This is a genomic window from Burkholderia sp. BCC1999, assembly GCF_905339975.1.
In the GTDB taxonomy this organism is placed as follows: Bacteria; Pseudomonadota; Gammaproteobacteria; order Burkholderiales; family Burkholderiaceae; genus Burkholderia.
The window spans coordinates 55,510-80,810 of record NZ_CAJPHP010000020.1; the positions used below are offsets into that span (position 1 = coordinate 55,510).

Genomic DNA, 25,301 nt, shown 5'->3' on the forward strand with positions numbered 1-25,301 from the left:
GTCGTCAGGCCGTGAGCGGTTCGAGCGCGGCGCGCAGCGTGTCGGGCAGCGGCACGGGGCGGCGTGTCCCGCGATCGACGTACACGTGCACGAAATGCCCCTGCGCGGCCGGCGATGCGTCGCCTTGCGCGAACAGGCCGACCTCGTAGCGCACGCTCGACGTGCCGAGCTTCACGACACGCAGCCCCGCATCGACCGACTGCGGGAACACGAGCGGCGCGAAGTAGTTGCACTGCGTCTCGACGACGAGCCCGATCGTCTGCCCGTGCTCGACGTCGAGCACGCCCGCGCGGATCAGGTATTCGTTCACGACGGTGTCGAAGTAGCTGTAGTAGACGACGTTGTTCACGTGCCCGTAGACGTCGTTGTCCATCCAGCGGGTCGTGATCGGCAGGAAGTGGCGATAGGCGTCGCGCGGACGCGGCTGCGGCTTGTCGGACATGGCGATGGCGGTCAGGACGATGGGAACGACGAGGACGACGCGCGGCGGCCGTGCGGCACGGCACGCGGGCGAAAAGCGGAACGCCGCGTCGCGATCGCTCGCGGCGCGGCGGATGACACCCTGCGGGCAGGCCGGCCCGTCACTGGCCCGGCCGGTCGACGAACTCGAAATCGAGGCCGCGCGCACGCATCCAGTCGGCGAGCGCGACGCCCGTGCCGGCGCGCCATGGGCGCAGCAGCGGCGGATCGACGAGCCGGTATTCGAGCAGTTCCGGCGACAGCGCGACCGTGCCCGACGCACGCACGTGGTACGCGATGATCAGCTCGTTCTTGCGGATGAATTCGTAGACGCCGACGAGCGACACGTGCTCGGCCTTCAGCGCCGTTTCCTCGAACACCTCGCGCGCGATGCCGTCCTCGGGCGTTTCGCCGTTTTCAAGGAAACCGGTGATCAGCGCGAACATCCCCTCGGGCCAGGCCGCGTTGCGTGCGAGCAGGATCTTGCCGTCGAGTTCGACGATCGCGGCAACGACGGGCAGCGGGTTGTTCCAGTGCACATAGCCGCAGGTGTCGTCGGGGCAAGCCTGGCGAATGCGGCCGCCTTCATGGTCGGGATCGGCGCGCTCGGTCAGCGGGCTCGCGCAGCGCGGGCAAAAGCGGTAGTCGGCGGTGGTCATCGGTGAGGATCTGGCGAGCGCCGGACGGCCGCCTCCCGGCTGCCCGCGCACCCGCTCGGCGCGGGAAAGGCTTCATTCTAGCGAGTTTGCCGGCGGCCAGCCGCCGCCCGTTCGAACGGACGCCCGCGTGGCCGCCGCGTTGACCGTCATCGCTGCCTTCGCACCGCTCGCCGCCATCGACCGCCGTCCAGCACGATCTTCCCGTCGCGCGCATCCAGCCCGTGCGCCTCGATCGTCCCGCTGTTGTTCACCACCGCGTTCAGCAACCCGTTCGCCGCCCGCGCCGTCATCAGCACCTCGCCGCCGTCCGCCTTCAGCAGGCCGCAGTTGTGCGCATGCGCGTCCTTCCAAGACGGGCGGCGATCAGCACGCTCAGAAGTACCGCGCGGCCTGAACCCACATACCCGGCGCACGGGTCGGCGAATCGCCTCCCCCGCCGAGCGGCAATGCAGCCGTCAGCGTGACCTGACGATTCGTGCCGTACCAGTTCGCGCTCAATCCCGCCGACTGCAAATGTTGCTTGTTGCGCTCATGTGTCCACGGATGCCGGTTGAGCTGCACGTAACCCGCGTCGACAAATGTGCTGACCTGCCATCCCGGCGCGGCGAGATAACGCAACTCCGCGCTGGCCTGCCAGCCCTGATCGCCGCTACCGGCGCCGAGCGCGTAGGCGCGCACACCGTATGGGCCGCCGAGGCTGAATTTCTCCGATGAATCGAGATTGCGCGACGCAAGCTGCGCACTGGCCTGCGCATACACCTGGAACCGGCCGCCCACGGCCTGAATGCGCTGCACGTTCAGGTTCAGCTTCGTGAAGCTGCCGATCGCCTTCGTCAGCGCGTTCGCTTTCAACGCATCGTTGCTGCGCAAGCGCCCGATGCCGAACATCACGGAGAACCCGTTGCGGCCGCCGCCCATCCAGCCATCCTGGCTGTTCCCGCTGAGCCCGAATGTCCACAAGCCGACGTTCTTGTCGTTGCGCTGCGAAAAGACGCGGTATTCGTCATGCAGGTTCTTGTTCTCGTACTGAACCTGTGCGGTCAGGCCGAGATTGCGCGCACGCACGATCGGTTGCGCGACGTAGACGGTCTGCACGCTCGCGCGCCCACTCGCCTCGAGGTCGGAAAAGCGCCCGGCAAGCCGGTAATGCAGCGACGAATAGGCGACGACGACGCGCGTCGACGCCGGCCCGACCGGCACCTGATAGCCGGCGCGGTAATAACGTTGCCGCTCGTTGCTGACGAGCCCGCGCAGGCTCAGACGATCGCCGAGACGCAACGGCGCGTTGACGTCGACACTGCCGCCGATGCGATACCGCCCCGTCGCCACGTCGCCGAAGTTGTCGAATTCGAGCGATCCGGACGCAGGCGCCCCGCGCTCGGTGTCGACGACGAGATCGGTCGTGCCGGGCGCCTCGCCGGGGCGCAGCGTGCCGCGCGCGCCGACACCCGCCAGATCGTCGACCAGCAACAGGCTGCGCTCCAGACTGGAGCCGTGCACGACATCGCCCGCTCGCAATGCGGCGAGCGGCTGACGCAGCACGGCATCGAATACGCGGGAATGGTTCTGGATCTCGATGCGGCCGTAGCGCCCTTCGACGACTTCGATACGCACGACGCCGCCATCGATCTCCTGCTTCGGAAGATAGGCACGCGCGAGCACGTAGCCGCGCTCGCGATAGTAGGTGGTGATCCGCTCGGCCGCACGCTGCAGGTCGGCGAAGCCCAGCATCTCGCCGGTCAGATCGGCAACGCATGCCTGCAGCGTTGCGTCGTCGAACACGGTATTGCCGCCGATCTCGAACGTGCGTACCAGAACGCGAGGCCCGGTTTCGGGTAGCGGCTGTGCGGCGGCGCCGGACGGGACGATCTCGAGATCGGGCGCGGCTTCCGGCGGCAGATTCGGCCGTGACGTTTCGACGTCGCGTATCGCGGCTCCGGCGTTCGGTGCCTGCGCATACGCATGCCCGGGCAGGCTCGCGGCGCCCGTTCCGCACAACAGCGACATGCACATCGCACGGCCGACGCCCACGGCCATGCGCGGGATGCCGCGGCCCTCAATACCCTCGCCACACCCGCTAGCCGCGCGGGAGCCGGCAACAGGACAGCGGCCGATATCGCCCCGGCGACGGACCGCGATTCCAACTAGATCTACCCACATGCGTCACACTACCCGAGTCGAAATGCCGAACACGCTTCGGCAATCAAATGATCCGCGGCATGCTACAGATGGATAGTCTGTGTGTATGTAGATCAAGTACGAAATCTGCGCAGCGTTTTTCGTTCAATTTGAGACGTGTATCGGCTGGCTCAGATAGAACCATCGCAGTCCTATTCACTTTTCCGTTCGACACCGGCTTGCGCCGGCGTTCACCGCAAAGCCCCCCGCGCCAACCATCAGCACCGCGGCTGCGAGCCACAGTACCGGCGTAAACGATGCGTACCGCGCAACCAGCGGCGCCGCGACGAGCGGCCCCAGAATCTGCCCGATCCCGTACGACGCGGTCGCATAGCCCATCAGCCCGGCCGCGCGCTCGCCGTGCAGGCGTCGCGCCTCGCGCATCGCGAACAGCGTGATCGCGGTGAACGGCAGGCCGAGCAACGCACTGCCGACCGAGAACCCGGCCGCGTTCGGCCACACGATCCCGGCCACGATGCCGAGTGCCTGGGTCGCGCAGCCGGCCGCCAGCAGCAACCGGTTGTCCCAGTGCCCGGGCAGCCGCGCGGCCGAAATCGCGCCGACGATCAGCGCTGCGCCGAACATCGGCCAGAACAGGTCGGGCCACGGCGAGCCGGCCGGCAGCGCGGCGCGCGCGATCACCGGCAGGAACGTCGCGGTGATGATGTAGCCGAAACCCGGCGCCCCGTACAGCGCGACGAGCCACGCGGCGTCCGTGCGACGGCTTCGCGTGCCGGAAGCCGGTGCCGTCGACGCTGCCGTCGCGCCGGCGGCCGCATGCGGCGCGGCGACGGATGGCGGTGCCGCTTGCGCCGGCGCCGTGCCGAACGTGCGCCAGATCGCAACCGACAGCACGGCCGACAGCGCCGCGAAGCCCAGCCAGCCCGACGCCGCCCGCTGACCGGCCAGCGCGCTGCCGATCAGCCCCGTCAGCACGATGCCGACACCGGGCCCCGCGTAGATCACGCCGCTCCACTCCGGCGCATGCAGCTCGACCAGACGCCGCAATCCCCACTGCGACACGAACACGAACGTCCACGCGCTGACGACGCCCGCGACGAAGCGCACCGCGAGCCACACCGGCAGCAGGTGGCCGACGCCCATCGCGGCCGTCAGCAGCACGGTGGCCACGAGCCCGAAGCGGACCATCCGCGCAGGCGCGACGCGCAGCGCCGCGCAACTGACCGCGCCGGCGAAGTAACCCGCGTAGTTCGCCGATGCGAGCCAGCCGCCCGCCTTCAGGCCGATCGAGCCGTCGGCCAGCATCAGCGGCAACAACGGCGTGAACGCGAAGCGGCCGACGCCGAGCACGACGGCGAGACCGATCATGCAGGCCAGCGCGGCCGCGCGGGCACGACGGTCGGCCTGATCTGACGAAAGCACGCCGGCAGCGGCGGTCGGGGCATCGAAGCGGGACATGGCGGCAGCGGTCGGCACTCAGCGCGCCGGCCGGATCGGGAATCGGAGTGCTTCCATCGTAGCTTGACCAAACATTCTCGAAAAATGAATAATTGAGAATCGACTCATCCCTTGGAGAGAATCATGGACCTGGCCGCGCTGGCGATATTCCGGGCAGTCGTGCGCGAGAACGGCGTGACGCGTGCGGCGGCCAAGCTCAATCGCGTGCAGTCGAACGTCACGACGCGTATCAAGCAGCTCGAGGAGGAACTCGGTGCGGCGCTGTTCGTGCGCGACGGCCGCCGGCTGGTGCTGACGCCGGCCGGGCACACGCTGCTGCCGTATGCGGAGCGCCTGCTCGCGCTCGCCGACGAGGCGCGCGACGCCGTGCGCGAGGACACGCCGCGCGGCCGGCTGCGGCTCGGCACGATGGAAAGCACGGCCGCGAGCCGGCTGCCGACCATACTCGCGCACTATCACCACGCATGGCCCGATGTGTCGCTCGAACTGCAGACTGGCACGACGGGCTGGCTGATCGACCGGGTGCGCGACTTCGAGATCGATGCCGCGCTGTTCGCGCGCCCGCCCGAGCCGGGCACGTTGCCCGACACGTTCGAGACGGTGCCGATCTTCCGCGAGAATCTCGTGCTGCTGACACCGCGCGGCCATCCGCCGGTACGCACGCCGCGTGACGTGATCCTGCCGACGCTGATCGCGTTCGAGCGTGGCTGCACGTATCGCAAGTACGTCGAGCGGTGGTATGCGGCGCATGGCGTGAAGCCGGCGCGCGTGCTCGAACTCGGCTCGTATCACGCGATCGTCGCGTGTGTCGCGGCCGGTGCGGGCGTTGCGGTCGCGCCGCGTTCGGTGCTCGATTTGCAGCCCGAGACCGGCAACATTGCCGCGCACGTCATCCCCGAACTGGAGGGCATCGACACGCTGCTCGCGTGGCGGCAGGGGTACGCGTCGGCTGCCCTCGCCGCGCTGCGCGATGCGCTCACGGAGGCCGTGCAGCGGCCTGCCGACGAGGCGAAGCCGACGGTGACCGCGACGGCCTGACCCGTGTTCACGCGTCGCCGCATCGATCGACGCGCACAAACGAAACGACCCGACCGGCATCCGCCGATCGGGTCGTCTTTTAACTCATGCGATGCCGTCAGTGAAACGGCACCGCATCGATGACGTGACGATCAGAGCCGCTCTTCGACCCAGCCCTTCACGCCGGCCAGCGCGCCCGGCAGGTTGGCCGGCTCGGTGCCGCCTGCCTGCGCCATGTCCGGACGGCCGCCGCCCTTGCCGCCGACCTGCTGCGCGACGAAGTTCACGAGCTCGCCGGCCTTGACCTTCTTGCTCGCGTCCGGCGTGACGCCTGCAATCAGGCTGACCTTGCCGCCTTCGACGGCCGCCAGCACGATCGCCGCGCTCTTCAGCTTGTCCTTCAGTTTGTCGACCGTTTCGCGCAGCGTCTTCGCGTCGGCGCCGTCGAGCGTCGCGGCCAGCACGTACACGCCGCCGATTTCGATGGCCTGCTGCGCGAGCTCGTCGCCCTGGCTCGACGCGAGCTTCGACTTCAGCGCGCCCAGCTCCTTCTCGAGCGACTTCACCTGGTCCTGCACCTGCGCGATACGCTGCGTGAGTTCCGACGGCTGCGCCTTCAGCGCGGCCGCTGCTTCGTTCACGCGCGCGTCGAGTTCCTGCACGTAGCGCACCGCGTTGTCGCCGGTGATCGCCTCGACACGGCGGATGCCGGCCGCGACGCCGCCTTCGACGACGATCTTGAAGAAGCCGATGTCGCCGCTGCGGCTCACGTGCGTGCCGCCGCACAGTTCACGCGAGAAACCGAGGTCGAGCACGCGCACTTCGTCGCCGTACTTCTCGCCGAACAGCGCCATCGCGCCGCCCTTCACCGCTTCGTCGTACGGCATCACGCGCACGATGCCCGGCGCGTTGGCCAGGATCTCGTTGTTGACGATCTGCTCGACACGACGGATTTCGTCGTCGGTCATCGGCGCGTTGTGCGCGAAGTCGAAACGGGTCTTTTCCGCGTCGACCAGCGAACCCTTCTGCTGCACGTGCGCGCCGAGCACTTCGCGCAGCGCCTTGTGCATCAGGTGAGTAGCCGAGTGGTTGCGCTGCGTGCGGGCGCGGCGATGCGCGTCGATTTCCGCGCGCAGCACGTCGCCGACCTTCAGCGTGCCCTGCTCCAGCGTGCCGTGATGGCCGATCACGTCGGCCTGCACCTTCAGCGTGTCGGCCACCGCGAAGCGCGTCGCGGCGTTCGCGAGCACGCCCTGGTCGCCGACCTGGCCGCCCGATTCCGCGTAGAACGGCGTGTGGTCGAGCACGACGACCGCATCCTGGCCGGTCTTCACTTCGTTGACCGACGAGCCGTCGACGTACAGCGCAACGATCTTCGCGTCGTCGAACGCGATTTCCTCGTAGCCGTGGAACGTGGTCTTCGCGCCCGTGTATTCGAGGCCCTGCGCGGCCTTGAACTTGCCGGCCGCGCGCGCCTGCTCGCGCTGGCGCGCCATCGCGTCGTCGAATGCCGGCTCGTCGACCGTCATCCCGCGTTCGCGGCACACGTCGGCCGTGAGGTCGAGCGGGAAGCCGTAGGTATCGTGCAGCTTGAACGCGAGTTCGCCGTCGAGCACCTTGCCGCCCTTCGCCTCGACATCGGCCAGCGCGGCTTCGAGGATCGACATGCCGTGCTCGATCGTCTCGAAGAAGCGCTCTTCTTCCTGGCGCAGCACGTCGGTCACGCGCTGTTCGGCTTCCTTCAGCTCGGGATACGCGACGCCCATCTCGGCAACGAGGTCGGCCACCAGCTTGTGGAAGAACGAACCCTTGCGGCCGAGCTTGTAGCCGTGGCGGATCGCGCGGCGCACGATCCGGCGCAGCACGTAGCCGCGGCCTTCGTTGCCGGGGATCACGCCGTCGACGATCAGGAACGAGCACGCGCGGATGTGATCGGCGATCACCTTCAGCGAGTTGTTCGTGAGGTCGCTGATCTCGGTCACGCGTGCGGCGGCCTTGATCAGGTTCTGGAACAGGTCGATCTCATAGTTGCTGTGCACGTGCTGCAGCACCGCGGCGAGGCGCTCGAGGCCCATGCCGGTGTCGACCGACTGCTTCGGCAGGCGCGTCATGTTGCCCTGCGCGTCGCGGTTGAACTGCATGAACACGAGGTTCCAGATCTCGATGTAGCGGTCGCCGTCTTCTTCAGGCGATCCCGGCGGGCCGCCCCACACGTCCGGGCCGTGGTCGTAGAAGATTTCGGTACACGGGCCGCACGGGCCCGTATCGCCCATCGTCCAGAAGTTGTCCGACGCGTAGCGCGCGCCCTTGTTGTCGCCGATGCGGATGATGCGCTCGGTCGGCACGCCGACTTCCTTCGCCCAGATGTCGTACGCCTCGTCGTCTTCCTGGTAGACGGTCACCCACAGCTTGTCCTTCGGCAGCTGGTAGACCGTGGTCAGCAGCTCCCATGCGAACTTGATCGCGTCGTGCTTGAAGTAGTCGCCGAACGAGAAGTTGCCGAGCATCTCGAAGAACGTGTGGTGGCGCGCCGTGTAGCCGACGTTCTCGAGGTCGTTGTGCTTGCCGCCCGCCCGCACGCTGCGCTGCGCCGTCGTGGCGCGCGAGTACGGGCGCGGATCCGTGCCGAGGAACACGTCCTTGAACTGGACCATGCCCGAGTTCGTGAACATCAGCGTGGGGTCGTTACCGGGCACGAGGCTCGACGATCGGACGATCGTGTGGCCCTTCGATTCGAAGAATTTGAGGAATTTCTCGCGGATTTCGGCAGCTTTCATGGCGTGCGGGGACAGTCTGGCAAAGACGGCTTCAAACGCCGGCGCCCTTGACGGGCGCGCGACGGCATGGATTCGGAAACGATCGATTATACGGGATCGGGGCCGGCTTCCGGGCAAAGCGCCGGCAAAGCGGCTCGGCCCTCCGGACGGGCCGGGTGGGCCACCCGGACGGCCGATTCGCCTTAAGATGCTCGGCATGCCAATCGGCCTTGCCTGACAAGGCAGGCCAGCCATGAAAGGAGACAATTCGACGATGGGTGCCCTGAGCCATATCCGCGTGCTGGATCTCACCCGCGTGCTCGCGGGCCCGTGGTGCGCGCAGACGCTCGCCGATTTCGGCGCGGACGTGATCAAGGTCGAGCGCCCCGGCGCCGGCGACGACACGCGTCACTGGGGGCCGCCGTACCTGAAGGACGCGGACGGCGCGGATACCGCCGAGGCCGCGTACTACCTCGCGGCGAACCGCAACAAGCGCTCGGTAACGATCGACATCGCGACGCCCGAAGGCCAGCAGATCGTGCGGGAACTCGCCGCGCAAAGCGACGTCGTGCTCGAGAACTACAAGGTCGGCCAGTTGAAGAAATACGGGCTCGATTACGACTCGCTGCGCGCAGTGAAGCCCGATCTCGTCTATTGCTCGGTCACCGGCTTCGGCCAGACGGGCCCGTACGCGCACCGTGCGGGCTACGACTTCATCGTGCAGGGGATCGGCGGCTTCATGAGCATCACCGGCGAGCGCGACGGCGAGCCGGGCGGCGGCCCGCAGAAGGCCGGCGTCGCGATCGCCGATCTCGCGACGGGCCTCTATTCGACGATCGCCGTGCTTGCCGCGCTCGCGCACCGCGACCGGACGGGCGAAGGCCAGTACATCGACATGGCGCTGCTCGACGTGCAGGTCGCGCTGCTCGCGAACATGAACACCAACTTCCTCGCGAGCGGCAAGCCGCCGGTGCGCTGGGGCAACGCGCATCCGAACATCGTGCCGTACCAGACGTTCCAGACGAGCGACGGCTGGATCATCGTCGCGGTCGGCAACGACGGGCAGTTCCGCAAGTTCGTCGAGGCCGGCGGCCGGCCCGAACTGGCCGACGACGAGCGCTTCGCGACGAACCCGTCGCGCGTGCGCCATCGCGACACGCTGGTGCCGATCCTCGCGGAGATGGTGAAGGCGCGCGGCAAGGCCGACTGGATCGCCGTGCTCGAAGCGGCCGGCGTGCCGTGCGGGCCGATCAACGATCTCGACGAAGTGTTCGACAACGAGCAGGTGGTCGCGCGCGGGATGCAGGTGTCGCTGCCGCACCCGTGCGGCGCGGACGTGAAGCTCGTACGCAACCCGATCCGGATGAGCGCGACGCCGCCCGACGCGCGCACGGCCCCGCCGCTGCTCGGCGCGCAGACCGACGACGTGCTGCGCGACATGCTCGGTTACGACGATGCGCGGATTGCCGCGCTGAAGGCGAAACAGGCGATCTGACGCGTCAGGCTCGCGTGGTGGCGCTCGCCCGCCTACCGCGCGAGCGCGTCGAGCCAGCCTTGGGCGGCCGGCCAGTCGCCGAGCCCGCTGTCCGCGTTGATGTGGCCGCGCGGGCCGATCTCGCGGAATTCACTGCCCCACGCGTGCGCGCAACCGCGCGCGAACGCGAGCGAACCGTACGGGTCGTCGCTGCTCGCGACGACGCAAGTCGGAAATGGCAGCCGCTCATGCGGCACCGGGCCGAAGCCGTGCGCGTCGGCCGGAAACGCCGGCCCGGCGGGATCGGGCAACGCGACGAGCAGCGCACCGCGTACTTTCGCGAGCGCGGCCGGGCGCGCATAGCGCGTCGCCCACCATGCGGTGGTCAGCGTGCCGAGGCTGTGGCCGGCAATCAGTACGGGGCCGCGCGCGGCTTCGACCGCACGGTCGAGCGCGAGACACCAGCCGTTGCGGAACGCGCGGTCCCAGTCGGGCATGGCGATTCGCGAAAAGCGCGCGTCGGCACGCTCCCAGCGGCTCTGCCAGTGAAGCGGGCCGGAATTGCCGTAGCCCGGCAGGACGAAAACGAAGGGGTCGCTCATGGAGGATTCGTCGACGATTGGAATCGTGATGTGGCGTCGACGAAGTGTCGCACACCCTCCTCTCCCTGATGCTGCCTGTCAAAAACCGGGGATGTGCGTGAAATTCATGCGGGTCGTGACGCGTTCGGACCGGCGTCACGATCGGCCGGCGTTCAGCGGCACCCGCGTCGCGGGCGCCCGCCGGCCTCGATCAGCGTACGCCGGCGCCGACCAGGCCGCCTGCCGCCGCACCGGCGACGGTGCCGACCGGGCCGCCCGTGATCAGGTAGCCGAGCGCGCCGCCTGCGGCCGCGCCGATACCGGCATTACGTTGCGTATGCGTCATCGCGCATGCGCCGAGTTGCGACAGGGCCGCGACGATCACCGCGGTGCGAACGAGAAAGGTGGTCTTCTTCATCATGGTTATTGGCTTCCTTCCGCCCGGAAAAAAATACGAATGGCGGCGTTGTATCGGTAAAGCCATCATAGGAAAACCCGAACGGCGCGGGCAATCCGATTTACGTCGTGTTACAGCCGACACACACTCGATATATTGCGGTACGCAGCGCGAACGCACGGTGCCGGACCCGCAAGCCGCGCGGGACGGACCCCGGTCAGGTAGAATTACAGGATTAAACCGGCGCGACGCGCCGACACAACCTGACGCCAACCGCATGAGCACCGAACGCAACGACGCCCCCGCGGCTTCCAATTTCATCCGCAACATCATCGACGACGACAACCGCACCGGCAAATGGGGCGGCCGCGTCGAGACACGCTTCCCGCCCGAGCCGAACGGCTATCTGCACATCGGCCATGCGAAGAGCATCTGTCTGAACTTCAGCGTCGCGCGCGACTACGGCGGCGTGTGCCACCTGCGCTTCGACGACACGAACCCGGAAAAGGAAAGCGTCGAGTACGTCGACTCGATCGTCGACGCGGTGCGCTGGCTCGGTTTCGACTGGCGCAAGGACGCGGTCGATCATCAGTATTTCGCGAGCGACTACTACGACAAGCTGTACGAGTTCGCCGAGCTGCTGATCAAGCGCGGCAAGGCGTATGTCGACAGCCAGAGCGCCGATGAAATGCGCGCGAACCGCGGCTCGCTGACGGAAGGCGGCAAGCCGTCGCCGTTCCGCGAGCGCACGCCGGAAGAAAACCTCGACCTGTTCCGCCGCATGAAGGCCGGCGAGTTCAAGGAAGGCGAGCACGTGCTGCGCGCGAAGATCGACATGGCTTCGCCGAACATGAACATGCGCGACCCGGTGATCTACCGGATCCGCTACGCGCACCACTATCGCACCGGCGACGCGTGGTGCGTGTATCCGATGTACGACTACACGCACTGCATCTCGGATGCGCTCGAAGGCATCACGCATTCGCTGTGCACGCTCGAATTCGAAGATCACCGCCCGCTGTACGACTGGGTGCTGAACGAACTCGCGGAAGCCGGCATGTTCACGCGCCCGCTGCCGCAACAGATCGAATTCTCGCGCCTGAACCTCACGTACGCGATCACCAGCAAGCGCAAGCTGCTGCAGCTCGTCACCGAAGGTCACGTCGACGGCTGGGACGACCCGCGGATGCCGACGATCGTCGGCGTGCGCCGTCGCGGCTTCACGCCGGAGAGCATTCACCTGTTCTGCGAACGGATCGGCGTAACCAAGATCGATTCGTGGATCGACATGAGCATCTTCGAAGGCGCGCTGCGCGACGACCTCGACGACAAGGCCGCGCGCACGGTCGCGGTGCTCGATCCGCTGAAGCTCGTGATCGACAACTATCCGGAAGACCTCGAGGAAGCATGCACGGCGCCCGTGCATCCGCATCACCCCGATCGCGGCGTGCGCACGTTCCCGATCTCGCGCGAGCTGTGGATCGAGCGCGAGGATTTCGTCGAGAACCCGCCGAAGGGCTATTTCCGCCTGTTCCCGGGCAACAAGGTGCGCCTGCGCTACGGCTACGTGATCGAATGCACGGGCTTCGACAAGGACGCCGACGGCAACGTGACGGCCGTGCACTGCAACTACTTCCCGGACAGCAAGTCGGGCACGGAAGGCGCGAACACGTACAAGGTCAAGGGCAACATCCACTGGGTCAGCGCGAAGCATGCGCAACCGGCCGAAGTGCGGATCTACGACCGCCTGTTCAAGGAGCCGCACCCGGACGCCGGCGGCGCGAACTTCCTCGAAGCGCTGAATCCCGATTCGAAGAAGATCGTGCAGGCTTATCTGGAGCCAGGCAACGGCGACATCGCACCGGAAACGCGCCTGCAGTTCGAGCGCCACGGCTACTTTGTTGCCGACCGTGTCGATTCGAAGCCGGGCAAGCCGGTGTTCAACCGGATCGTCGGGCTGCGCGACAGCTGGGGCAAGCCGGCCTGACGGCCCGCTCCGCACGTGGCGGGCGGCTTCGACAGCCACCGTCGCGTGACCATGAAAAAACCGGCTCGAGGCCGGTTTTTTTATTGCATGCATCGAAGCGGAACACGGCCACGAATGCGGCCCCGCCTGTTCACCCGCCCGACAACCGCCGATGCAGCTCCACCAGCGACAGCTTCGTGCGAAACAGCCGCGCGAGGCTGCGGCTCGCATACGCGTCGATGTCGCCCGGCGCGGTCCAGCGGTACGCATCCATCTCGGGAATCATCGAGCCGTCGCGACGGCTCGGGAACAGCGACGTGCACGTGCAGTGCGCGGGATCGATCTCGCCTTCGGCCACCCGCACCGCGAACAGGTGCAGGTCCTTGTCGTGCCGGTACGCAAAGCGACCGAGATCGAGCAGCCTCGCCGGCGCGAATTCGATGCCGGTTTCCTCCAGCAGCTCGCGCAGCGCGGCGTCGACCGGCGTCTCGCCAGGCTCGCCCTGCCCCTTCGGGATGTCCCAGTGCGAGGTATCCGTCGCGTGCGCGAGGAACACGCGACCGGCCGCATCGAGGATCACGACGCCGCACGACACCGTGCGCGGCGCGCCGCCCCGCCTCATCACACGCGTGCTCAGCGCTTCTGCAGCTGCCACTTGCCCGCGGCCGTCTTGCAGTAGACGGGCTTGAGCGTCATCGTCTGGCCCTTCGCGGTGATTTCGGTGGCGATTTCGCGGCAGGTCTTGCCGTCGCTCTCGGACGTCGACGGCGTGAGCTTCGCATCGATCTGCGTGCCGCGGCCGCTGCTCTGCCACGTCGTGGTCTCGCCGTCCTTGCCTTCGTCGCGCACCTGCGCGGCGGCCTTCGCGAGCGACGCGCGGTCGGTCTTGCTGAAGTAGCTGAGCGGCGTGTCGCTCAGGAAGTTCAGGTTGTTCTGCGCGTGGGCGGGCAGCATCGCGGCTGCGCACGCGGCGCCGGCCAGCACACGCGTGACGACGGAAAGGGATGCACGCATCGACATGTTGTTCTCCTTGGATGTTCGATCGAACGGCGCAGTGCAGGCCGGCGAACCGGGGGCCGGCCCTCCGGCTCGCACCGCGCCCGTTAGCGAGCGAGCATAGCATGCGTGGCGCATCAGACGTCTTCTAGTGCCCGGCCGACGCGGCCGTCTGCTGATATCCGTCAGTCAGCGTGCCGAGGAATGCGATCACGTCCTTGATCTCGGCCGCGTTCAGCGCCGGCTGCTCGCCACGCTTGCGGTCGAACGGCGCTTCACGGTTGATGTTCGGCCAGTAGCGCTTCGGCAGGTCGTCGTAAATCTGAACCTTGCCGTGCACGACCGGGTAGAACTTCTCCGGATGGATGTCGCGCTCGACGTAGAAGCGCATCACGTCCTCGAGCGTGTGATAGACGCCATTGTGGAAGAAGGTCTTGCGCAGCGCGACATTGCGCAGCGACGGCGTGCGGAACAGCCCGCAGAATTCGTCGCGGCCCTTCAGGTCGGTGCGCTCGGGGCCGCACGCGCCGAGATCGTGGAAGCGTGGGTCGCGGTTGACGGGCAGCGCGCGGTTGCGCGGCACCGCGATCGCGATCAGCCCGAAATCGCTGAACTGCGGCGGCGTGCCGTCGAGCGCACGCTGGCTGATGTGGCAGCTCGCGCAATTGCCCTTCTTCTCGTCGTTGAACAATTGCAGCCCGCGCAGTTCGGCCGGCGTGAGCTGTGCATGGCCTGCGAGATACGCGTCGTACTTGCTCGTGTACGGCGAGAACAGTTCCGGCGTCTGCTCGAAGGTTTCGAGCGCGCGCAGCACAGCCTTGAACGTGGCCGCATCGTCGTCGAGCACCTTCACGCCGAACACCGCGCGGAACTCGTCCGCATACGGCGCGGCTTTCACGGCCTGCGCGACCTTCGCGGGCGAGCTGTTCATCTCGAACGGCGAAGTCAGCGGAATGCGCGCCTGCTCGGCGCCCGTATCGACGCGACCGTCCCACGTGAGGCCGCCCGTCGGGCCTGCATCGACGCTCTCGTCGCCTTCGTCGTCGGAATCGTGGAAGTGCTCGGTGAACTGCGGCACGCCCTGCAGGTACTTCAGCGACGGCACCGCGCGAAAGCCCGGATGCTTCATGTCGTCGCCGCCCAACTGCACGGCCAGCGCATTGGGCGGGCCGAACGCGTGATCGGGGCTGTGACACGACGCGCACGCGAGCTTGCCGGAACCTGACAGCGTAGGGTCGAAGAAAAGTTGCTTGCCGAGCGCCGTCATCCGGCGCACGCCTTCGTAAACTTGCGCGCGCGTCTGCGGCTGGTTCGTCGCGACCACGGCGCCGCTCGCGGCGACCGTTGCGGACGCAACCAGATTCGCGGCGCCCGGCGCACTCGCCGCGCTCGCAGCCTGTGTGGTCGGCGTACCGGCACCGGGCTGTCCGTCACAGCCGGCAAGGGTGACGAGCGCGGCGGCCAGCGCAAACGCGCCGGTGAGATGCAGCCACGAACGCGCGAACGCGCCGGCTGTCGGTTGGCGAGGCTTCATCGATTCGTCGGAAAGTAGGTTCAGGAGCGGCCGGAGTTTATGTCAGCCGCATGACCATTGCATGACGACTCGCCGACAGCTAATCGAAAGGACGCCTACACCCGCCTGTCAAATCGCACCCTCAAAATGCGTGCAGCCGGACATGCCACGGTCACCTCGCGAACCGGCGGTACACGAATGCGCCGGTTCCCCACGCGACAAGAGAGAGATAGAGAGTACAACGGATGAAAAACCACGCCTGGATTCGCTTTACACCGATCGCCGTTGCGGCGGCGGCCGCCCTCACCGCCTGCGGCGGCGACGACGTGCAGCAGCAAGGCCTGTCGACGGTGAAGAACGTCGTCGTGATCTATGCGGAAAACCGCAGCTTCGACAACCTGTACGGCAACTTCCCGGGCGCGAACGGCCTGCAGAACGTGACCGCGGCCAGCGCACAGCAGAAGGATCGAAACGGCCAGCCGCTCGCGACGCTGCCGAAGGTCTGGGGCGGCCTGACCGCGAAGGGCGTGACGCCCGCCGTGACGGAAGCGATGACGGCGAACCTGCCGAACGCGCCGTTCGCGATCGACGACCCGAGCGGTTTCAACACGCCGATGAGCGTGACGACGCGCGACCTGTATCACCGCTTCTACGAGAACCAGATGCAGATCAACGGCGGCAAGAACGACATGTTCGCCGCATGGGCCGACTCGGGCGGCCTCGTGATGGGCCATTACACGCCCGACGCGACGAAGCTGCCGCTGTGGAAGATCGCGCAGCAGTTCACGCTGGCCGACAACTTCTTCATGGGCGCGTTCGGCGGCTCGTTCCTGAATCACCAGTACCTGATCTGCGCATGCGCGCCGTTCTACGCGAACGCGGACAAGAGCCCGGCCGCCGGCTCGATCTCGGCCGTCGCCGCCGACGGCAAGTCGCTGCAACTCGCGACCAACTCGCCGGCATCCGCGCTCGACGGCACGCCGAAGTTCGTGAACTCGGGCAACCTGACGCCGGACTTCTACGCGATCAACACGATGCAGCCGCCGTATCAACCGAGCGGCAACAAGGCCGCGTCGGGCGGCGATCCGAACCTCGCCGACCCGTCGGCCGCGTCGACGCTGCCGCCGCAGTCGCAGCAGAACATCGGCGACCTGATGACCAGCGCCGGCGTGTCGTGGGCGTGGTACGGCGGCGCGTGGAACCAGGCGCTGCAGGCCGCGCAGAGCGGCACGGCGAACGTGATCTATGGCCCGAACATGACGGCGCCGAACTTCCAGCCGCACCACCAGCCGTTCAACTACTACGCGAACCAGGCACCTGGCAGCACGAGCCGCGCGCAGCACTTGCTCGACGGCGGCACCGACGGCAGCGAGTTCATCAAGGCGATCGACGCGGGCACGCTGCCGCAAGTCGCGTTCTACAAGCCGCAGGGCAACCTGAACGAACACGCTGGCTACACGGACGTGTCGAGCGGCGACCAGCACATCGCGAACGTGATCGCGCACCTGCAGGCGAGCCCGCAGTGGAAGAACATGGTCGTGGTCGTCACGTACGACGAAAACGGCGGCTTCTGGGATCACGTGTCGCCGCCGAAGGGCGATCGCTGGGGCCCGGGCACGCGTATTCCGGCACTGATCGTGTCGCCGTTCGCGAAGAAGGGTTTCGTCGACCACACGCAGTACGACACCGCGTCGATCCTGCGCTTCATCACGCGCCGCTTCTCGCTGCCGCGCCTCGCGGGCCTGCAACAGCGCGACGACGCGCTCAAGGCGAACGGCGGCCAGCCGATGGGCGACCTGACGAACGCACTGGCGCTGTCGCCGAACCTGTAACGGCATCGCGACGAACGGGCCGGTGTCATCGCCGGCCCGAACGCACGAAGGGCGGCCTCCCGGCCGCCCTTTTCTCATCGGTACGCGCGTGCGTTACCAGCCGTACTTCAGCTCGACGCCGGCGTAATCGGCGTTGTGCCCGCCCGCCTGCCGGATCGCATCGCCGACCTGGAAATGCACGGCCTCGATCGCACCGATCAGGTTCGCGGCGATCGTCCAGTCCGCACGCAGCTGCACGTACATCCCCGTCCACAACCCGCCCTTGCCTGCCGTGCCCGGCACGACCGCGTTGCCCTGCTGGTAGACCGCGTCGCCGGTCGTCTCGCGCCACTGGAAACCGAGCGCGCCAAGCAGCGACAGGTTCGACGACGGCTTCAGCGTCACGGACGGCTTCACGTGGATCAGGTTCGAGTAGCCCGTAAATCCCGCCAGCGTGAAGTAATAGCCGTTCGGAAACAGCGGATTGAAGGTGCCGACGCGGCCGTCGTGCGGATGCCGATCGCCCGACGCCGCATCGACCTGCAGCGCGACGCGCGGCGACCACGGCGCGTCGAGCCGGTAGCCGGCGATCGAGCCCACCGCCCATGCCCGGATCGAGCTGCTGCCGACCGTGCCCGTCTGCAACATCGTTTCGAGGTCCCAGTCGAAGCGGCCCTGCGTACCGGTATAACGCAGGTCCCATACGTCGCGCCGCTCGGCGCCGCTCGCATCGAGAAAGCGCGCGTTGCTGCGGTTGTAGCGCGACCAGTAGCCCGACAGGTCGCCGGGCCCGACCGACTGCCGCTCGAAGCGCACGCCGCTGAACGTGAGATCGCGGTTCGACACGTCGTCGAACGCGGACACGGTGCGGTTCTGCACCGGCTGCGTCGCGTATCCGATGAAGCGCCACTTCTGGTACTCGTAGTCGGCCCACACCGCATCGAACGCCTGCCGCACGTTCGGGCCGTCGCGCGCGGCGATGAAGCGCTGCAAGTCGAACGCCATCTCCTGCCGGCCGACGCGGAACTTGAACGTGCCGCCGCCGAGCGCCCCCGTGTAGGTCGCGAACGCCTGTTCGAGATCGAGCGGGTTCTTGTCGACGGGCGTAATCGTGTTCTTGCCGAATGCGCGGTCGTCCTGCAACTGCACGAAGAACTGCCAGTGCTGGCCGAGATGCGCGTCGGCATGCACTTCGACGCGCTGGATCAGGTAGGTATCCGATTGCGCGGAGCCGATGCCGAACAGCGGCGCGTCGTTGGTCTCGAGGCGCTCGCGCAGGTTCACGCCGAGCGACAGATTGGAGGCCGGATCGTTGCCGGGCGGGATGTATTTCAACCCGTCGAGCGGCGCGCGCGGCACGCATGGATTCGCGAGCACCGACCAGTCTTCCTGCCAGCGGTTGAACAGCACGGTCGGCCGCTTGGCCGTGCAGGTCGCGGCGGTGCCGTCAGTGGCCGATTGCGTTGTCGTCGCGCTTGCCGCTTCCGCGAATGCAGCATCGGCGCCCGCGAGCAGCAGCCCCGCGACGACCGACGCGCGGGCCGCACGATCGAAGCCGCGCACGCGATGTCTTCGTTCCCGCCACTGACTCATGCGTGCTCCTGCTTGACGGTGCCGGCCGCTTGCGACGCGCACAGCGCGAGCGCCGCCAGCGCGCAGACGGGCGCGAGCAGCGCCGGGAACCCGACGTGGCGGAACCCGAGCGCACCGCACGCCGCGCCGAGCGCGAATGCGACGATGGCCGGCAGCATCTTCGCGAAGCGCGCGCGGGCGTCCGCGCGCACGCTGTCGGCCGTGCCGGGAGACAACATGTCGACGACGTCGAGGATCGCCTGCGTGACGTTGCCGGTCATCACCGTGTTCGGCACACCGGCGCGCGGGATCACACGCGGATGCGCGTTCTGCACGCCCATCGCGAACGTGCCGACGATGCCGGCCACGAGCGCCGGCAGGCTGTCGGGATGCGTGACGGGCGTCGCCCACACGCCGGCCGCGCAAAAGCCGAGCAGCAGTACGGCCTGCACCGCATGCAGCGCCCGCGTACCCTGCCACGCGGGCCGCGCGGACATCGACCGCGCGATCAGGCTGCTCGCGATCACACCGCACACGAACGCGGGAAACACGCTGAGCTTCAGCACGACACCCTGGCCGAAACCCGCGATGCCCGCACCGATCAGCACGAAGTTGCCCGTCACGTGCGCAGTGAACAGCCCGAACAGCGCGACGAAGCTCAGCGTGTCGACGAAGCCGGCCACTGCGGCTAGGATCGTGTCCTCGTGCTTCATCGCGCCGCGCCCGCGTGGATCTCGGCGACGTAGCCGCCCGGGAACTGCACGAGCGCCGCGTCGCGGCCGTCCGACGTGAACGCCGGCACGAGCTCCGTCACGCCCGCGGCCTGCGCCTTCTTCAGCGTCGCGGCGAGATCGGTCACTTCGTAGCCGGTCATCTCGCGGCCGAACGGGTACGGCAGATGGCCGTCGGTGGCGAGCACCGTCATCTTGCCGAAGCCCGATTCGATGCGAATGCGGCGGTACGTGTCGTTCGGCCGGCCAATCTCGACGCCCGGGGCGTTGCGCACGTCGGACACGACCTTGCCGTGCGAGAACGCGACGAAGTCGCGTACGAGCTTGTCGGCACTTTCCGGCGACACGTACACGCGGTTCTCGGGCACCGTCTCCAGCGCGTCGTAGCGCGGCGCTTCGGTATGCCAGTACAGCTGCATGTTCACGCCACCCGGCCAGCGGATGATCGCGTCGCGGCCGATCGGATCGGGAAATGTGTCGACGACCACGTCCGCACCGTGCGCGCGAGCCGATTTCATCGCGACGTCGAGATCGGTGACGAGATAACCGGTGCGCTCCGCGCAGAACGGATACGGGATCGGCGTCTTGAAGCCGAACACCGAGATCGTGCCGACCGGCGTGAGCACGAGCTGCGACATCGTCTGGCTCGGCGTGGGCGTGACCTGGAACACGCCCTGCTTCGACTTCTTGCCGCCGAACGTCGCGACGAAGCTGTCGGTGAAGCGGTCGAAATCGTCAGGCGGCACGCACACGTGCGTCGTGTCGTACTGCGGGCCGACCGCCACGGCCGGCGTCGCGACGGCCTTCGTGACCGGCGTCTTCGCGAATGCGACAGGCGCGACGGCGAGACCGCCCGCGATCATCGCGGCGAGCAACACGGAACGAATGGTTTTCATGAAGGGTTTTCCTGGTTGTTTCATCGTCATCGAGTGGCGCGGCCGTCACCGGCCGCGTGCTTCGTATCGGCGAGCAGCGTCGCGAGCACGAGTGCCGCGATCAGTCCGAGATGCTCGAAAAAGCTATTGAGTGCCATGAAATGCTCGGCGCCCGTGCGGTTCCAGAAATCGTTCGCGACCGCCATCGCGACCAGCGTCAACATGCCGAGACTGCCGGCGCCGAGCCACGTGAAACGGTTGAACGCCACGCACAGCGAGCCGGCGATCTCGACCGCGATCGCGAGCGCCGCCCACAGCGCGGCCGGCTGCAAGCCGAAATGCGCCTGCTCCGCGACCGCGCCGCCGAAGTCCAGCGCCTTCGCGATGCCGCCGATCAGGTACGCGGACACCAGCGCCAGGCGCACGAGCGGCAGGACCCACGGCTGCGCGAGCAGCGCGCGGACCCATGCCGGATTGCCGACGCCGCCGGGGTTGGTCGGGGCCGCCACGTCAAACCGCCCAGCACGAACAGCCGAACGCGCCCCAGAAGCCCTTCGCGTCCGACGTCGGCAACGCACGGCTCCACGCACCCGCATGCGCGTGCCCGTGCACGTTGCACGCGCTCGAACAGCCGCATGCCGTGGCGGCTGCACGCTGCAGCGGCGCACCGTTGCGTTGCGTCGCCCCCCAGCCGCCATAACCGCCGTATTCGCGCACCGGCGACCAGTCAGGCATCGCGGGCGGAATCGGCGCGTCGTGCGACGCGAACGGCCCCGCGCCCCATACGATCCTTCCACCGACCACCGTCAGCAACGCGGACGTGTCCACGATATCGTCCTCCGCGCATGTGAAGAAATCGCGATCCGGGACCATCAGGTCGGCAAGCTGCCCGACCGCGATCCGCCCTTTCTTGCCCTCCTCGTTCGAGAACCACGTCACGTACTCGGTCCACATGCGCAGCGCGGTCTCGCGATCGAGCAGGTTGCGCTGCGGATACATCCGCAAGCCGCCGACCGTCTTGCCCGTCACGAGCCACGCGAGCGACACCCATGGGTTGTACGACGCGACGCGCGTCGCGTCCGTACCAGCCGACACCTTGAGCCCCTTGTCGAGCATCTTCGCGACGGGCGGCGTCGCCTCGGCCGCCTTCGCGCCGTAACGCTCGACGAAGTACTCGCCCTGGTACGCCATCCGGTGCTGCACCGCAATGCCGCCGCCGAGTGCGGCGATCCGGTCCATCGATTGTTCGGAGACCGTTTCCGCATGATCGAAGAACCAGTTCAGCCCGTCGAGCGGAATGTCGCGGTTCACCTTCTCGAACACGTCGAGCGCGTGGCTGATCGTTTCGTCGTACGTCGCATGCATGCGCCACGGCCAGCGGTTCTGCGCGAGCACGCGCACGACACCTTCGAGATCGTCTTCCATCTGTGCGGGCAAGTCCGGCCGCGCGACGCGAAAGTCCTCGAAGTCGGCCGCCGAAAACACCAGCATCTCACCCGCGCCGTTGTGGCGGAAGTAGTCGGTGCCGTCGTGATACGTGACGCTCTTCGTCCAGTTCACGAAGTCTTCCTTCTCCGCGTTCGGCTTCTGCGTGAACAGGTTGTATGCGATCCGCACAGTCATCTCGCCTGCATCGTGCAGCTTGCGGATCACCTCGTAGTCGTCGGGATAGTTCTGCGAGCCACCGCCCGCATCGATCACGCCCGTCACGCCGAGCCGGTTCAGCTCGCGCATGAAGTGGCGCGTCGAGTTGTACTGGTAGTCGAACGGCAGTTTCGGCCCTTTCGCGAGCGTCGCATAGAGGATCGTCGCGTTCGGATTCGCGAGCAGCAGCCCGGTCGGGTTGCCTGCCGCGTCACGCAGGATCGTGCCGCCCGGCGGCTCGGGCGTGTCCTTCGTGTAGCCGACCACGCGCAGCGCGGCCGCGTTCAACAGCGCGCGGTCGTACAGGTGCAGGATGAACACGGGCGTGTCGGGCGCCGCCGCGTTGAGTTCCTCGATCGTCGGCAGGCGCTTCTCGGCGAACTGGTGTTCGGTGAAACCGCCGACCACGCGCACCCATTGCGGCGCGGGCGTGATCGCGACCTGGCGCTTCAACATCTCCATCGCGACCGCGAGCGAACGCACGCCGTCCCAGCGCAGTTCGAGGTTGTAGTTCAGGCCGCCGCGAATCACGTGTGTGTGGTTGTCGATCAGGCCCGGCAGCACGGTGCGGCCGTCGAGGTCGACGACTTTCGTCGCGCGGCCCGCGAGCGGCACGATGTCCGCGTTGCCGCCGACCGCGACGAAGCGGCCGTCCTTGATCGCGACGGCGGTCGCGACCGGGTTCGCACGATCGAGCGTCGTGATGCGCCCGTTGTGCAGGATGAGATCGGGTTGAGTATCGGTTGCGCTCATGAAGTGTCCTCGATGCGGTCAGAAGCCGAGCCAGTGACGGACCGGCGCGATCGCCTGTGCGCCGATCAGCATGCCGGCCAGGCCGACGAGCGCGATCAGCGGCGGTGCCGGCGAGCGCACCTTGATCACGCTGTATACGACGCCGATCAGCACGCCGGCGCCCAACGAAAGTAGATAAGATTCCATAACGATTTTTCTCCCGGCCGGATTAGAATCACCTGCATCGCGCACGCACCCTCGCGGCACGTCGCATCCGTTTCGCTTCCCTGCCATCCATTCCGACCATGCAACACCTTCCTGATCTCGAAGCCTGGGCCATCTTTGCGCGCGTCGCGGAGACCGGTTCGTTCGCGAAAGCCGCCGACATGCTCGGCGTGTCGCAACCGACCGTGTCGAAAGCGATCGCGCGCCTCGAAAAACGTCTCGGTGCGATGCTGCTGTACCGCACGTCGCGCAAGCTGTCCCTCACACCGACTGGCGAACTGCTGCGCGACCGCGCGATCCGCCTGCTCGCGGACGCCGAGCTGATCGAGAACGAGGCGTCCGCACAGGCGCTCGAACCGCACGGCCTCGTGCGCGTGAATGCGCCGATGTCGTTCGGGCTGCGCCACCTGTCGCCGGTGCTGCCCGCGTTTCTCGAGCGCTATCCGCGCGTCGACATCGACCTCGTGCTCACCGATCACATCGTCGACATCGTGTCCGGCGGCTTCGACGTCGCGATCCGCATCGCCGAGCTCAACGATTCGTCGCTGCGCTCGCGTCGCCTCTGCGCGGTGCGCCGGCCGCTCGTCGCGGCACCGGCGTACCTCGACCGGCGCGGCCGTCCCGCGCACCCGCGCGACATCGAACAGCACGTGTGCCTCACCTACACGAACCTGCCGACGCCCGAGCACTGGCGCTTCCGTCACCCGGCCTCGGGCGACGAAGTCGGCGTGTCCGTACACGGACGCATCCGCACCAACAACGCCGACGTGATCCTTCCGGCGCTCGTCGCCGGTCACGGCCTTGCACTGCAGCCCGAATTCCTCGTGTGGGAAGCGATGCAGCGCGGCGAGCTCGAGGAAGTGATGAACGACTGGAAGATCGCGGACATCAATGTGAACCTCGTCACGCCGCCCGGCATGCTGCGCGCCGCGCGTGTGACGGTGTTGCTCGACTTCCTCGCCGAGCACTTCGCGCACGCACCGTGGGCGCTGCCCGACACCTGAACGCGCGATGGCCGATGGCAGGCGATCGCCGCATCCCGCGCGACGATCGCAGCCGGCGGCCCGTTACTTCGCCGGGACTGCCGCGACCGACTCGTGCGGCGTCGCGGTGCGCTGCGCAGCCTTGTGGACCATCGTGTATGCGTAGTCGACACCCATGCCGTACGCCCCCGAGTGCTCGCGCACGAGCGACATCACCGCATCGTACGTATCGCGGCGCGCCCAGTCGCGCTGCCACTCGAGTACGACCTGCTGCCACGTGACGGGCACGACACCGGCCTGCACCATCCGCTGCATCGCAAAGTCGTGCGCGGCCTGCGACGTGCCGCCCGATGCGTCGGCCACCATGTAGATTTCGTAGTCGCCCTCGAGCATCGCGCACAGCGCGAACGTCGTATTGCAAACCTCCGTCCACAGGCCCGAGACGATCACCTTCTTGCGGCCGTTCGCGGCGAGCGCATCACGTACCTTCTGGTCGTCCCACGAGTTCATCGACGTGCGTTCGAGCAGCTTCTGGTTCGGGAACACGTCGAGCAGCTCGGGGAACGTATGGCCGGAGAAGCTCTCGGTCTCGACCGTCGTGATCGTGGTCGGAATGTTGAACGCCTTCGCGGCCTTCGCGAGCCCGACGACGTTGTTCTTCAGCGTCTGGCGATCGATCGACTGCACGCCGAACGCCATCTGCGGCTGCTGGTCGATGAAGATCAGCTGGCTGTTCTGCGGCGTCAGTACTTCAAGTTTCGGATTGCTCATGGCGCAAGGTGTCCTGTGAACGAAAAAAGGGGGCCTGCCTCGACCGTCAAAACGGGAGGAGCCGGAGGTACGTCGGTGCCGGATCGTCATCCGGCTCGAAATATTTAAGCCGCAAACGCGCGGCGCGAACACCCAAGAAATGGAATCGATCCGATTCCGGAATCGATGCCCGATCGGGGCTACCCGCCCTTTTTTTCTTCACGCAAACCCGATACGCTTTCAAGACCTTGACGACACGCACCGCGTCGCTCGTCGGCCATCACGGGATACTCACCATGAAACCGTATTTCCTGTCGCTGTGCGCCGGCATCCTCGCCGGCGTCATCTACGGCACGCTCGGCGTGAATTCGCCTGCGCCGCCGATCATCGCGCTCACCGGCCTGCTCGGCATGCTCGCCGGCGAGCAGATCCTGCCGCTTGCGCGCAGGATGCTGTCGGGCCACCGGCTGAACACAGCGTGGCGCGACGCGCAGTGCAGCCAGCACATGTTCGGCACGCTGCCGGGCGGCACGACGAACGACCGCAAGCCGTCGTGATGTCCC

General features: G+C 67.3%; 24 protein-coding genes. 6 read left to right on the top strand and 18 right to left on the bottom strand.

What is annotated here, in order from left to right:
* Positions 1-4: 4 nt before the first annotated feature.
* From U5809_RS25970 to U5809_RS25990, 5 genes are all read right to left on the bottom strand, one after another.
* On the bottom strand, positions 5-442 hold the full coding sequence (locus U5809_RS25970; protein WP_322088604.1) for a thioesterase family protein: 438 nt from the start codon (positions 440-442) through the stop codon (positions 5-7).
* A 139-nt stretch (positions 443-581) separates the two neighbouring features.
* A complete protein-coding gene (locus U5809_RS25975; RefSeq protein ID WP_096470705.1) occupies positions 582-1,118 on the bottom strand; it encodes an NUDIX domain-containing protein in 537 nt (178 codons plus the stop codon).
* Positions 1,119-1,264: 146 nt separating this feature from the next.
* Entirely contained in the window at positions 1,265-1,414 is a 150-nt protein-coding gene (locus tag U5809_RS25980; protein WP_322088605.1) for a hypothetical protein, read from the bottom strand.
* A gap of 76 nt (positions 1,415-1,490) precedes the next feature.
* The gene (locus tag U5809_RS25985) at positions 1,491-3,155 is read right to left on the bottom strand and encodes a ShlB/FhaC/HecB family hemolysin secretion/activation protein (RefSeq protein WP_322088606.1); all 1,665 of its coding nucleotides are present in this window, start codon (positions 3,153-3,155) and stop codon (positions 1,491-1,493) included.
* Between the two features lie 297 nt (positions 3,156-3,452).
* The gene (locus U5809_RS25990) at positions 3,453-4,715 is read right to left on the bottom strand and encodes a YbfB/YjiJ family MFS transporter (protein WP_322088607.1); all 1,263 of its coding nucleotides are present in this window, start codon (positions 4,713-4,715) and stop codon (positions 3,453-3,455) included.
* A 123-nt stretch (positions 4,716-4,838) separates the two neighbouring features.
* On the opposite strand from U5809_RS25990, the gene U5809_RS25995 reads away from it, so the two are divergent.
* Entirely contained in the window at positions 4,839-5,753 is a 915-nt protein-coding gene (locus tag U5809_RS25995) for a LysR family transcriptional regulator (RefSeq protein ID WP_322088608.1), read from the top strand.
* A gap of 131 nt (positions 5,754-5,884) precedes the next feature.
* On the opposite strand, the gene alaS is transcribed toward U5809_RS25995, so the two are convergent.
* A complete protein-coding gene (gene alaS / locus U5809_RS26000; protein WP_322088609.1) occupies positions 5,885-8,509 on the bottom strand; it encodes an alanine--tRNA ligase in 2,625 nt (874 codons plus the stop codon).
* A 253-nt stretch (positions 8,510-8,762) separates the two neighbouring features.
* Here alaS and U5809_RS26005 point away from each other — a divergent pair, with 253 nt between their 5' ends.
* Positions 8,763-9,983 (top strand): CaiB/BaiF CoA transferase family protein, encoded by a 1,221-nt coding sequence (locus U5809_RS26005; RefSeq protein ID WP_176047104.1) that lies wholly within the window; start codon positions 8,763-8,765, stop codon positions 9,981-9,983.
* 32 nt (positions 9,984-10,015) lie between these two features.
* Here U5809_RS26005 and U5809_RS26010 read toward each other — a convergent pair whose 3' ends face one another.
* Both U5809_RS26010 and U5809_RS26015 read right to left on the bottom strand, forming a co-directional pair.
* A complete protein-coding gene (locus tag U5809_RS26010) occupies positions 10,016-10,564 on the bottom strand; it encodes an alpha/beta hydrolase (RefSeq protein ID WP_322088610.1) in 549 nt (182 codons plus the stop codon).
* Between the two features lie 190 nt (positions 10,565-10,754).
* On the bottom strand, positions 10,755-10,964 hold the full coding sequence (locus U5809_RS26015; RefSeq protein WP_006497729.1) for an ornithine acetyltransferase: 210 nt from the start codon (positions 10,962-10,964) through the stop codon (positions 10,755-10,757).
* Between the two features lie 253 nt (positions 10,965-11,217).
* On the opposite strand from U5809_RS26015, the gene U5809_RS26020 reads away from it, so the two are divergent.
* The gene (locus tag U5809_RS26020; RefSeq protein ID WP_322088611.1) at positions 11,218-12,927 is read left to right on the top strand and encodes a glutamine--tRNA ligase/YqeY domain fusion protein; all 1,710 of its coding nucleotides are present in this window, start codon (positions 11,218-11,220) and stop codon (positions 12,925-12,927) included.
* A 130-nt stretch (positions 12,928-13,057) separates the two neighbouring features.
* On the opposite strand, the gene U5809_RS26025 is transcribed toward U5809_RS26020, so the two are convergent.
* The 3 genes from U5809_RS26025 to U5809_RS26035 all read right to left on the bottom strand — a co-directional run bounded on the left by U5809_RS26025 (position 13,058) and on the right by U5809_RS26035 (position 15,436).
* Complete coding sequence (locus U5809_RS26025; protein WP_322088663.1) at positions 13,058-13,528, bottom strand: NUDIX hydrolase; 471 nt, start codon at positions 13,526-13,528, stop codon at positions 13,058-13,060.
* An 11-nt stretch (positions 13,529-13,539) separates the two neighbouring features.
* On the bottom strand, positions 13,540-13,926 hold the full coding sequence (locus tag U5809_RS26030; protein WP_322088612.1) for a hypothetical protein: 387 nt from the start codon (positions 13,924-13,926) through the stop codon (positions 13,540-13,542).
* A 124-nt stretch (positions 13,927-14,050) separates the two neighbouring features.
* Positions 14,051-15,436: a cytochrome-c peroxidase gene (locus tag U5809_RS26035; protein ID WP_322088613.1), complete on the bottom strand. Its 1,386-nt coding sequence runs from the start codon at positions 15,434-15,436 to the stop codon at positions 14,051-14,053.
* A gap of 224 nt (positions 15,437-15,660) precedes the next feature.
* Here U5809_RS26035 and U5809_RS26040 point away from each other — a divergent pair, with 224 nt between their 5' ends.
* Entirely contained in the window at positions 15,661-17,247 is a 1,587-nt protein-coding gene (locus U5809_RS26040; protein ID WP_322088614.1) for an acid phosphatase, read from the top strand.
* A gap of 93 nt (positions 17,248-17,340) precedes the next feature.
* On the opposite strand, the gene U5809_RS26045 is transcribed toward U5809_RS26040, so the two are convergent.
* The 6 genes from U5809_RS26045 to U5809_RS26070 are packed head-to-tail and all read right to left on the bottom strand — an operon-like array spanning position 17,341 to position 22,987.
* The gene (locus U5809_RS26045) at positions 17,341-18,819 is read right to left on the bottom strand and encodes an alginate export family protein (RefSeq protein WP_322088615.1); all 1,479 of its coding nucleotides are present in this window, start codon (positions 18,817-18,819) and stop codon (positions 17,341-17,343) included.
* Complete coding sequence (locus U5809_RS26050) at positions 18,816-19,511, bottom strand: YoaK family protein (RefSeq protein ID WP_322088616.1); 696 nt, start codon at positions 19,509-19,511, stop codon at positions 18,816-18,818. Before U5809_RS26050 ends, U5809_RS26045 begins: the two co-directional genes overlap by 4 nt.
* Positions 19,508-20,425: a glyoxalase gene (locus U5809_RS26055; RefSeq protein ID WP_322088617.1), complete on the bottom strand. Its 918-nt coding sequence runs from the start codon at positions 20,423-20,425 to the stop codon at positions 19,508-19,510. The genes U5809_RS26050 and U5809_RS26055 overlap by 4 nt, the downstream gene beginning before the upstream one ends.
* Before the next feature lie 26 nt (positions 20,426-20,451).
* A complete protein-coding gene (locus U5809_RS26060; protein WP_322088618.1) occupies positions 20,452-20,913 on the bottom strand; it encodes a DoxX family protein in 462 nt (153 codons plus the stop codon).
* Position 20,914: 1 nt separating this feature from the next.
* Entirely contained in the window at positions 20,915-22,801 is a 1,887-nt protein-coding gene (locus U5809_RS26065) for an amidohydrolase (RefSeq protein ID WP_322088619.1), read from the bottom strand.
* Between the two features lie 18 nt (positions 22,802-22,819).
* Positions 22,820-22,987, bottom strand: a complete 168-nt coding sequence (locus tag U5809_RS26070; protein WP_043182444.1) for a DUF1427 family protein — start codon at positions 22,985-22,987, stop codon at positions 22,820-22,822.
* A gap of 98 nt (positions 22,988-23,085) precedes the next feature.
* Between U5809_RS26070 and U5809_RS26075 the strand changes: the two genes are divergently transcribed.
* Positions 23,086-24,009, top strand: coding sequence for a LysR family transcriptional regulator (locus tag U5809_RS26075; RefSeq protein ID WP_322088620.1), 924 nt, complete (start codon positions 23,086-23,088; stop codon positions 24,007-24,009).
* A 63-nt stretch (positions 24,010-24,072) separates the two neighbouring features.
* On the opposite strand, the gene U5809_RS26080 is transcribed toward U5809_RS26075, so the two are convergent.
* Positions 24,073-24,759 carry a hydrolase gene (locus tag U5809_RS26080; protein ID WP_176047092.1) on the bottom strand — a complete coding sequence of 229 codons (687 nt, stop codon included), beginning with the start codon at positions 24,757-24,759 and terminating at the stop codon, positions 24,073-24,075.
* 275 nt (positions 24,760-25,034) lie between these two features.
* Between U5809_RS26080 and U5809_RS26085 the strand changes: the two genes are divergently transcribed.
* Positions 25,035-25,295, top strand: a complete 261-nt coding sequence (locus U5809_RS26085) for a XapX domain-containing protein (RefSeq protein WP_322088621.1) — start codon at positions 25,035-25,037, stop codon at positions 25,293-25,295.
* Positions 25,296-25,301 lie beyond the last annotated feature (6 nt).

Coding starts and splice junctions, on each gene's coding strand:
- U5809_RS26055 (WP_322088617.1), bottom strand. CDS start 20,425: ATGAAAACCATTCGTTCCGTGTTGCTCGCCGCGATGATCGCGGGCGGT.
- U5809_RS25985 (WP_322088606.1), bottom strand. CDS start 3,155: ATGGCCGTGGGCGTCGGCCGTGCGATGTGCATGTCGCTGTTGTGCGGA.
- U5809_RS26045 (WP_322088615.1), bottom strand. CDS start 18,819: ATGAGTCAGTGGCGGGAACGAAGACATCGCGTGCGCGGCTTCGATCGT.
- U5809_RS26070 (WP_043182444.1), bottom strand. CDS start 22,987: ATGGAATCTTATCTACTTTCGTTGGGCGCCGGCGTGCTGATCGGCGTC.
- U5809_RS26050 (WP_322088616.1), bottom strand. CDS start 19,511: ATGAAGCACGAGGACACGATCCTAGCCGCAGTGGCCGGCTTCGTCGAC.
- U5809_RS26010 (WP_322088610.1), bottom strand. CDS start 10,564: ATGAGCGACCCCTTCGTTTTCGTCCTGCCGGGCTACGGCAATTCCGGC.
- U5809_RS25970 (WP_322088604.1), bottom strand. CDS start 442: ATGTCCGACAAGCCGCAGCCGCGTCCGCGCGACGCCTATCGCCACTTC.
- U5809_RS26005 (WP_176047104.1), top strand. CDS start 8,763: ATGGGTGCCCTGAGCCATATCCGCGTGCTGGATCTCACCCGCGTGCTC.
- U5809_RS26030 (WP_322088612.1), bottom strand. CDS start 13,926: ATGTCGATGCGTGCATCCCTTTCCGTCGTCACGCGTGTGCTGGCCGGC.
- U5809_RS26025 (WP_322088663.1), bottom strand. CDS start 13,528: ATGAGGCGGGGCGGCGCGCCGCGCACGGTGTCGTGCGGCGTCGTGATC.
- U5809_RS26085 (WP_322088621.1), top strand. CDS start 25,035: ATGAAACCGTATTTCCTGTCGCTGTGCGCCGGCATCCTCGCCGGCGTC.
- U5809_RS26035 (WP_322088613.1), bottom strand. CDS start 15,436: ATGAAGCCTCGCCAACCGACAGCCGGCGCGTTCGCGCGTTCGTGGCTG.
- U5809_RS26020 (WP_322088611.1), top strand. CDS start 11,218: ATGAGCACCGAACGCAACGACGCCCCCGCGGCTTCCAATTTCATCCGC.
- U5809_RS25975 (WP_096470705.1), bottom strand. CDS start 1,118: ATGACCACCGCCGACTACCGCTTTTGCCCGCGCTGCGCGAGCCCGCTG.
- U5809_RS25995 (WP_322088608.1), top strand. CDS start 4,839: ATGGACCTGGCCGCGCTGGCGATATTCCGGGCAGTCGTGCGCGAGAAC.
- U5809_RS26015 (WP_006497729.1), bottom strand. CDS start 10,964: ATGATGAAGAAGACCACCTTTCTCGTTCGCACCGCGGTGATCGTCGCG.
- alaS (WP_322088609.1), bottom strand. CDS start 8,509: ATGAAAGCTGCCGAAATCCGCGAGAAATTCCTCAAATTCTTCGAATCG.
- U5809_RS26065 (WP_322088619.1), bottom strand. CDS start 22,801: ATGAGCGCAACCGATACTCAACCCGATCTCATCCTGCACAACGGGCGC.
- U5809_RS25990 (WP_322088607.1), bottom strand. CDS start 4,715: ATGTCCCGCTTCGATGCCCCGACCGCCGCTGCCGGCGTGCTTTCGTCA.
- U5809_RS26040 (WP_322088614.1), top strand. CDS start 15,661: ATGAAAAACCACGCCTGGATTCGCTTTACACCGATCGCCGTTGCGGCG.
- U5809_RS26075 (WP_322088620.1), top strand. CDS start 23,086: ATGCAACACCTTCCTGATCTCGAAGCCTGGGCCATCTTTGCGCGCGTC.
- U5809_RS26080 (WP_176047092.1), bottom strand. CDS start 24,759: ATGAGCAATCCGAAACTTGAAGTACTGACGCCGCAGAACAGCCAGCTG.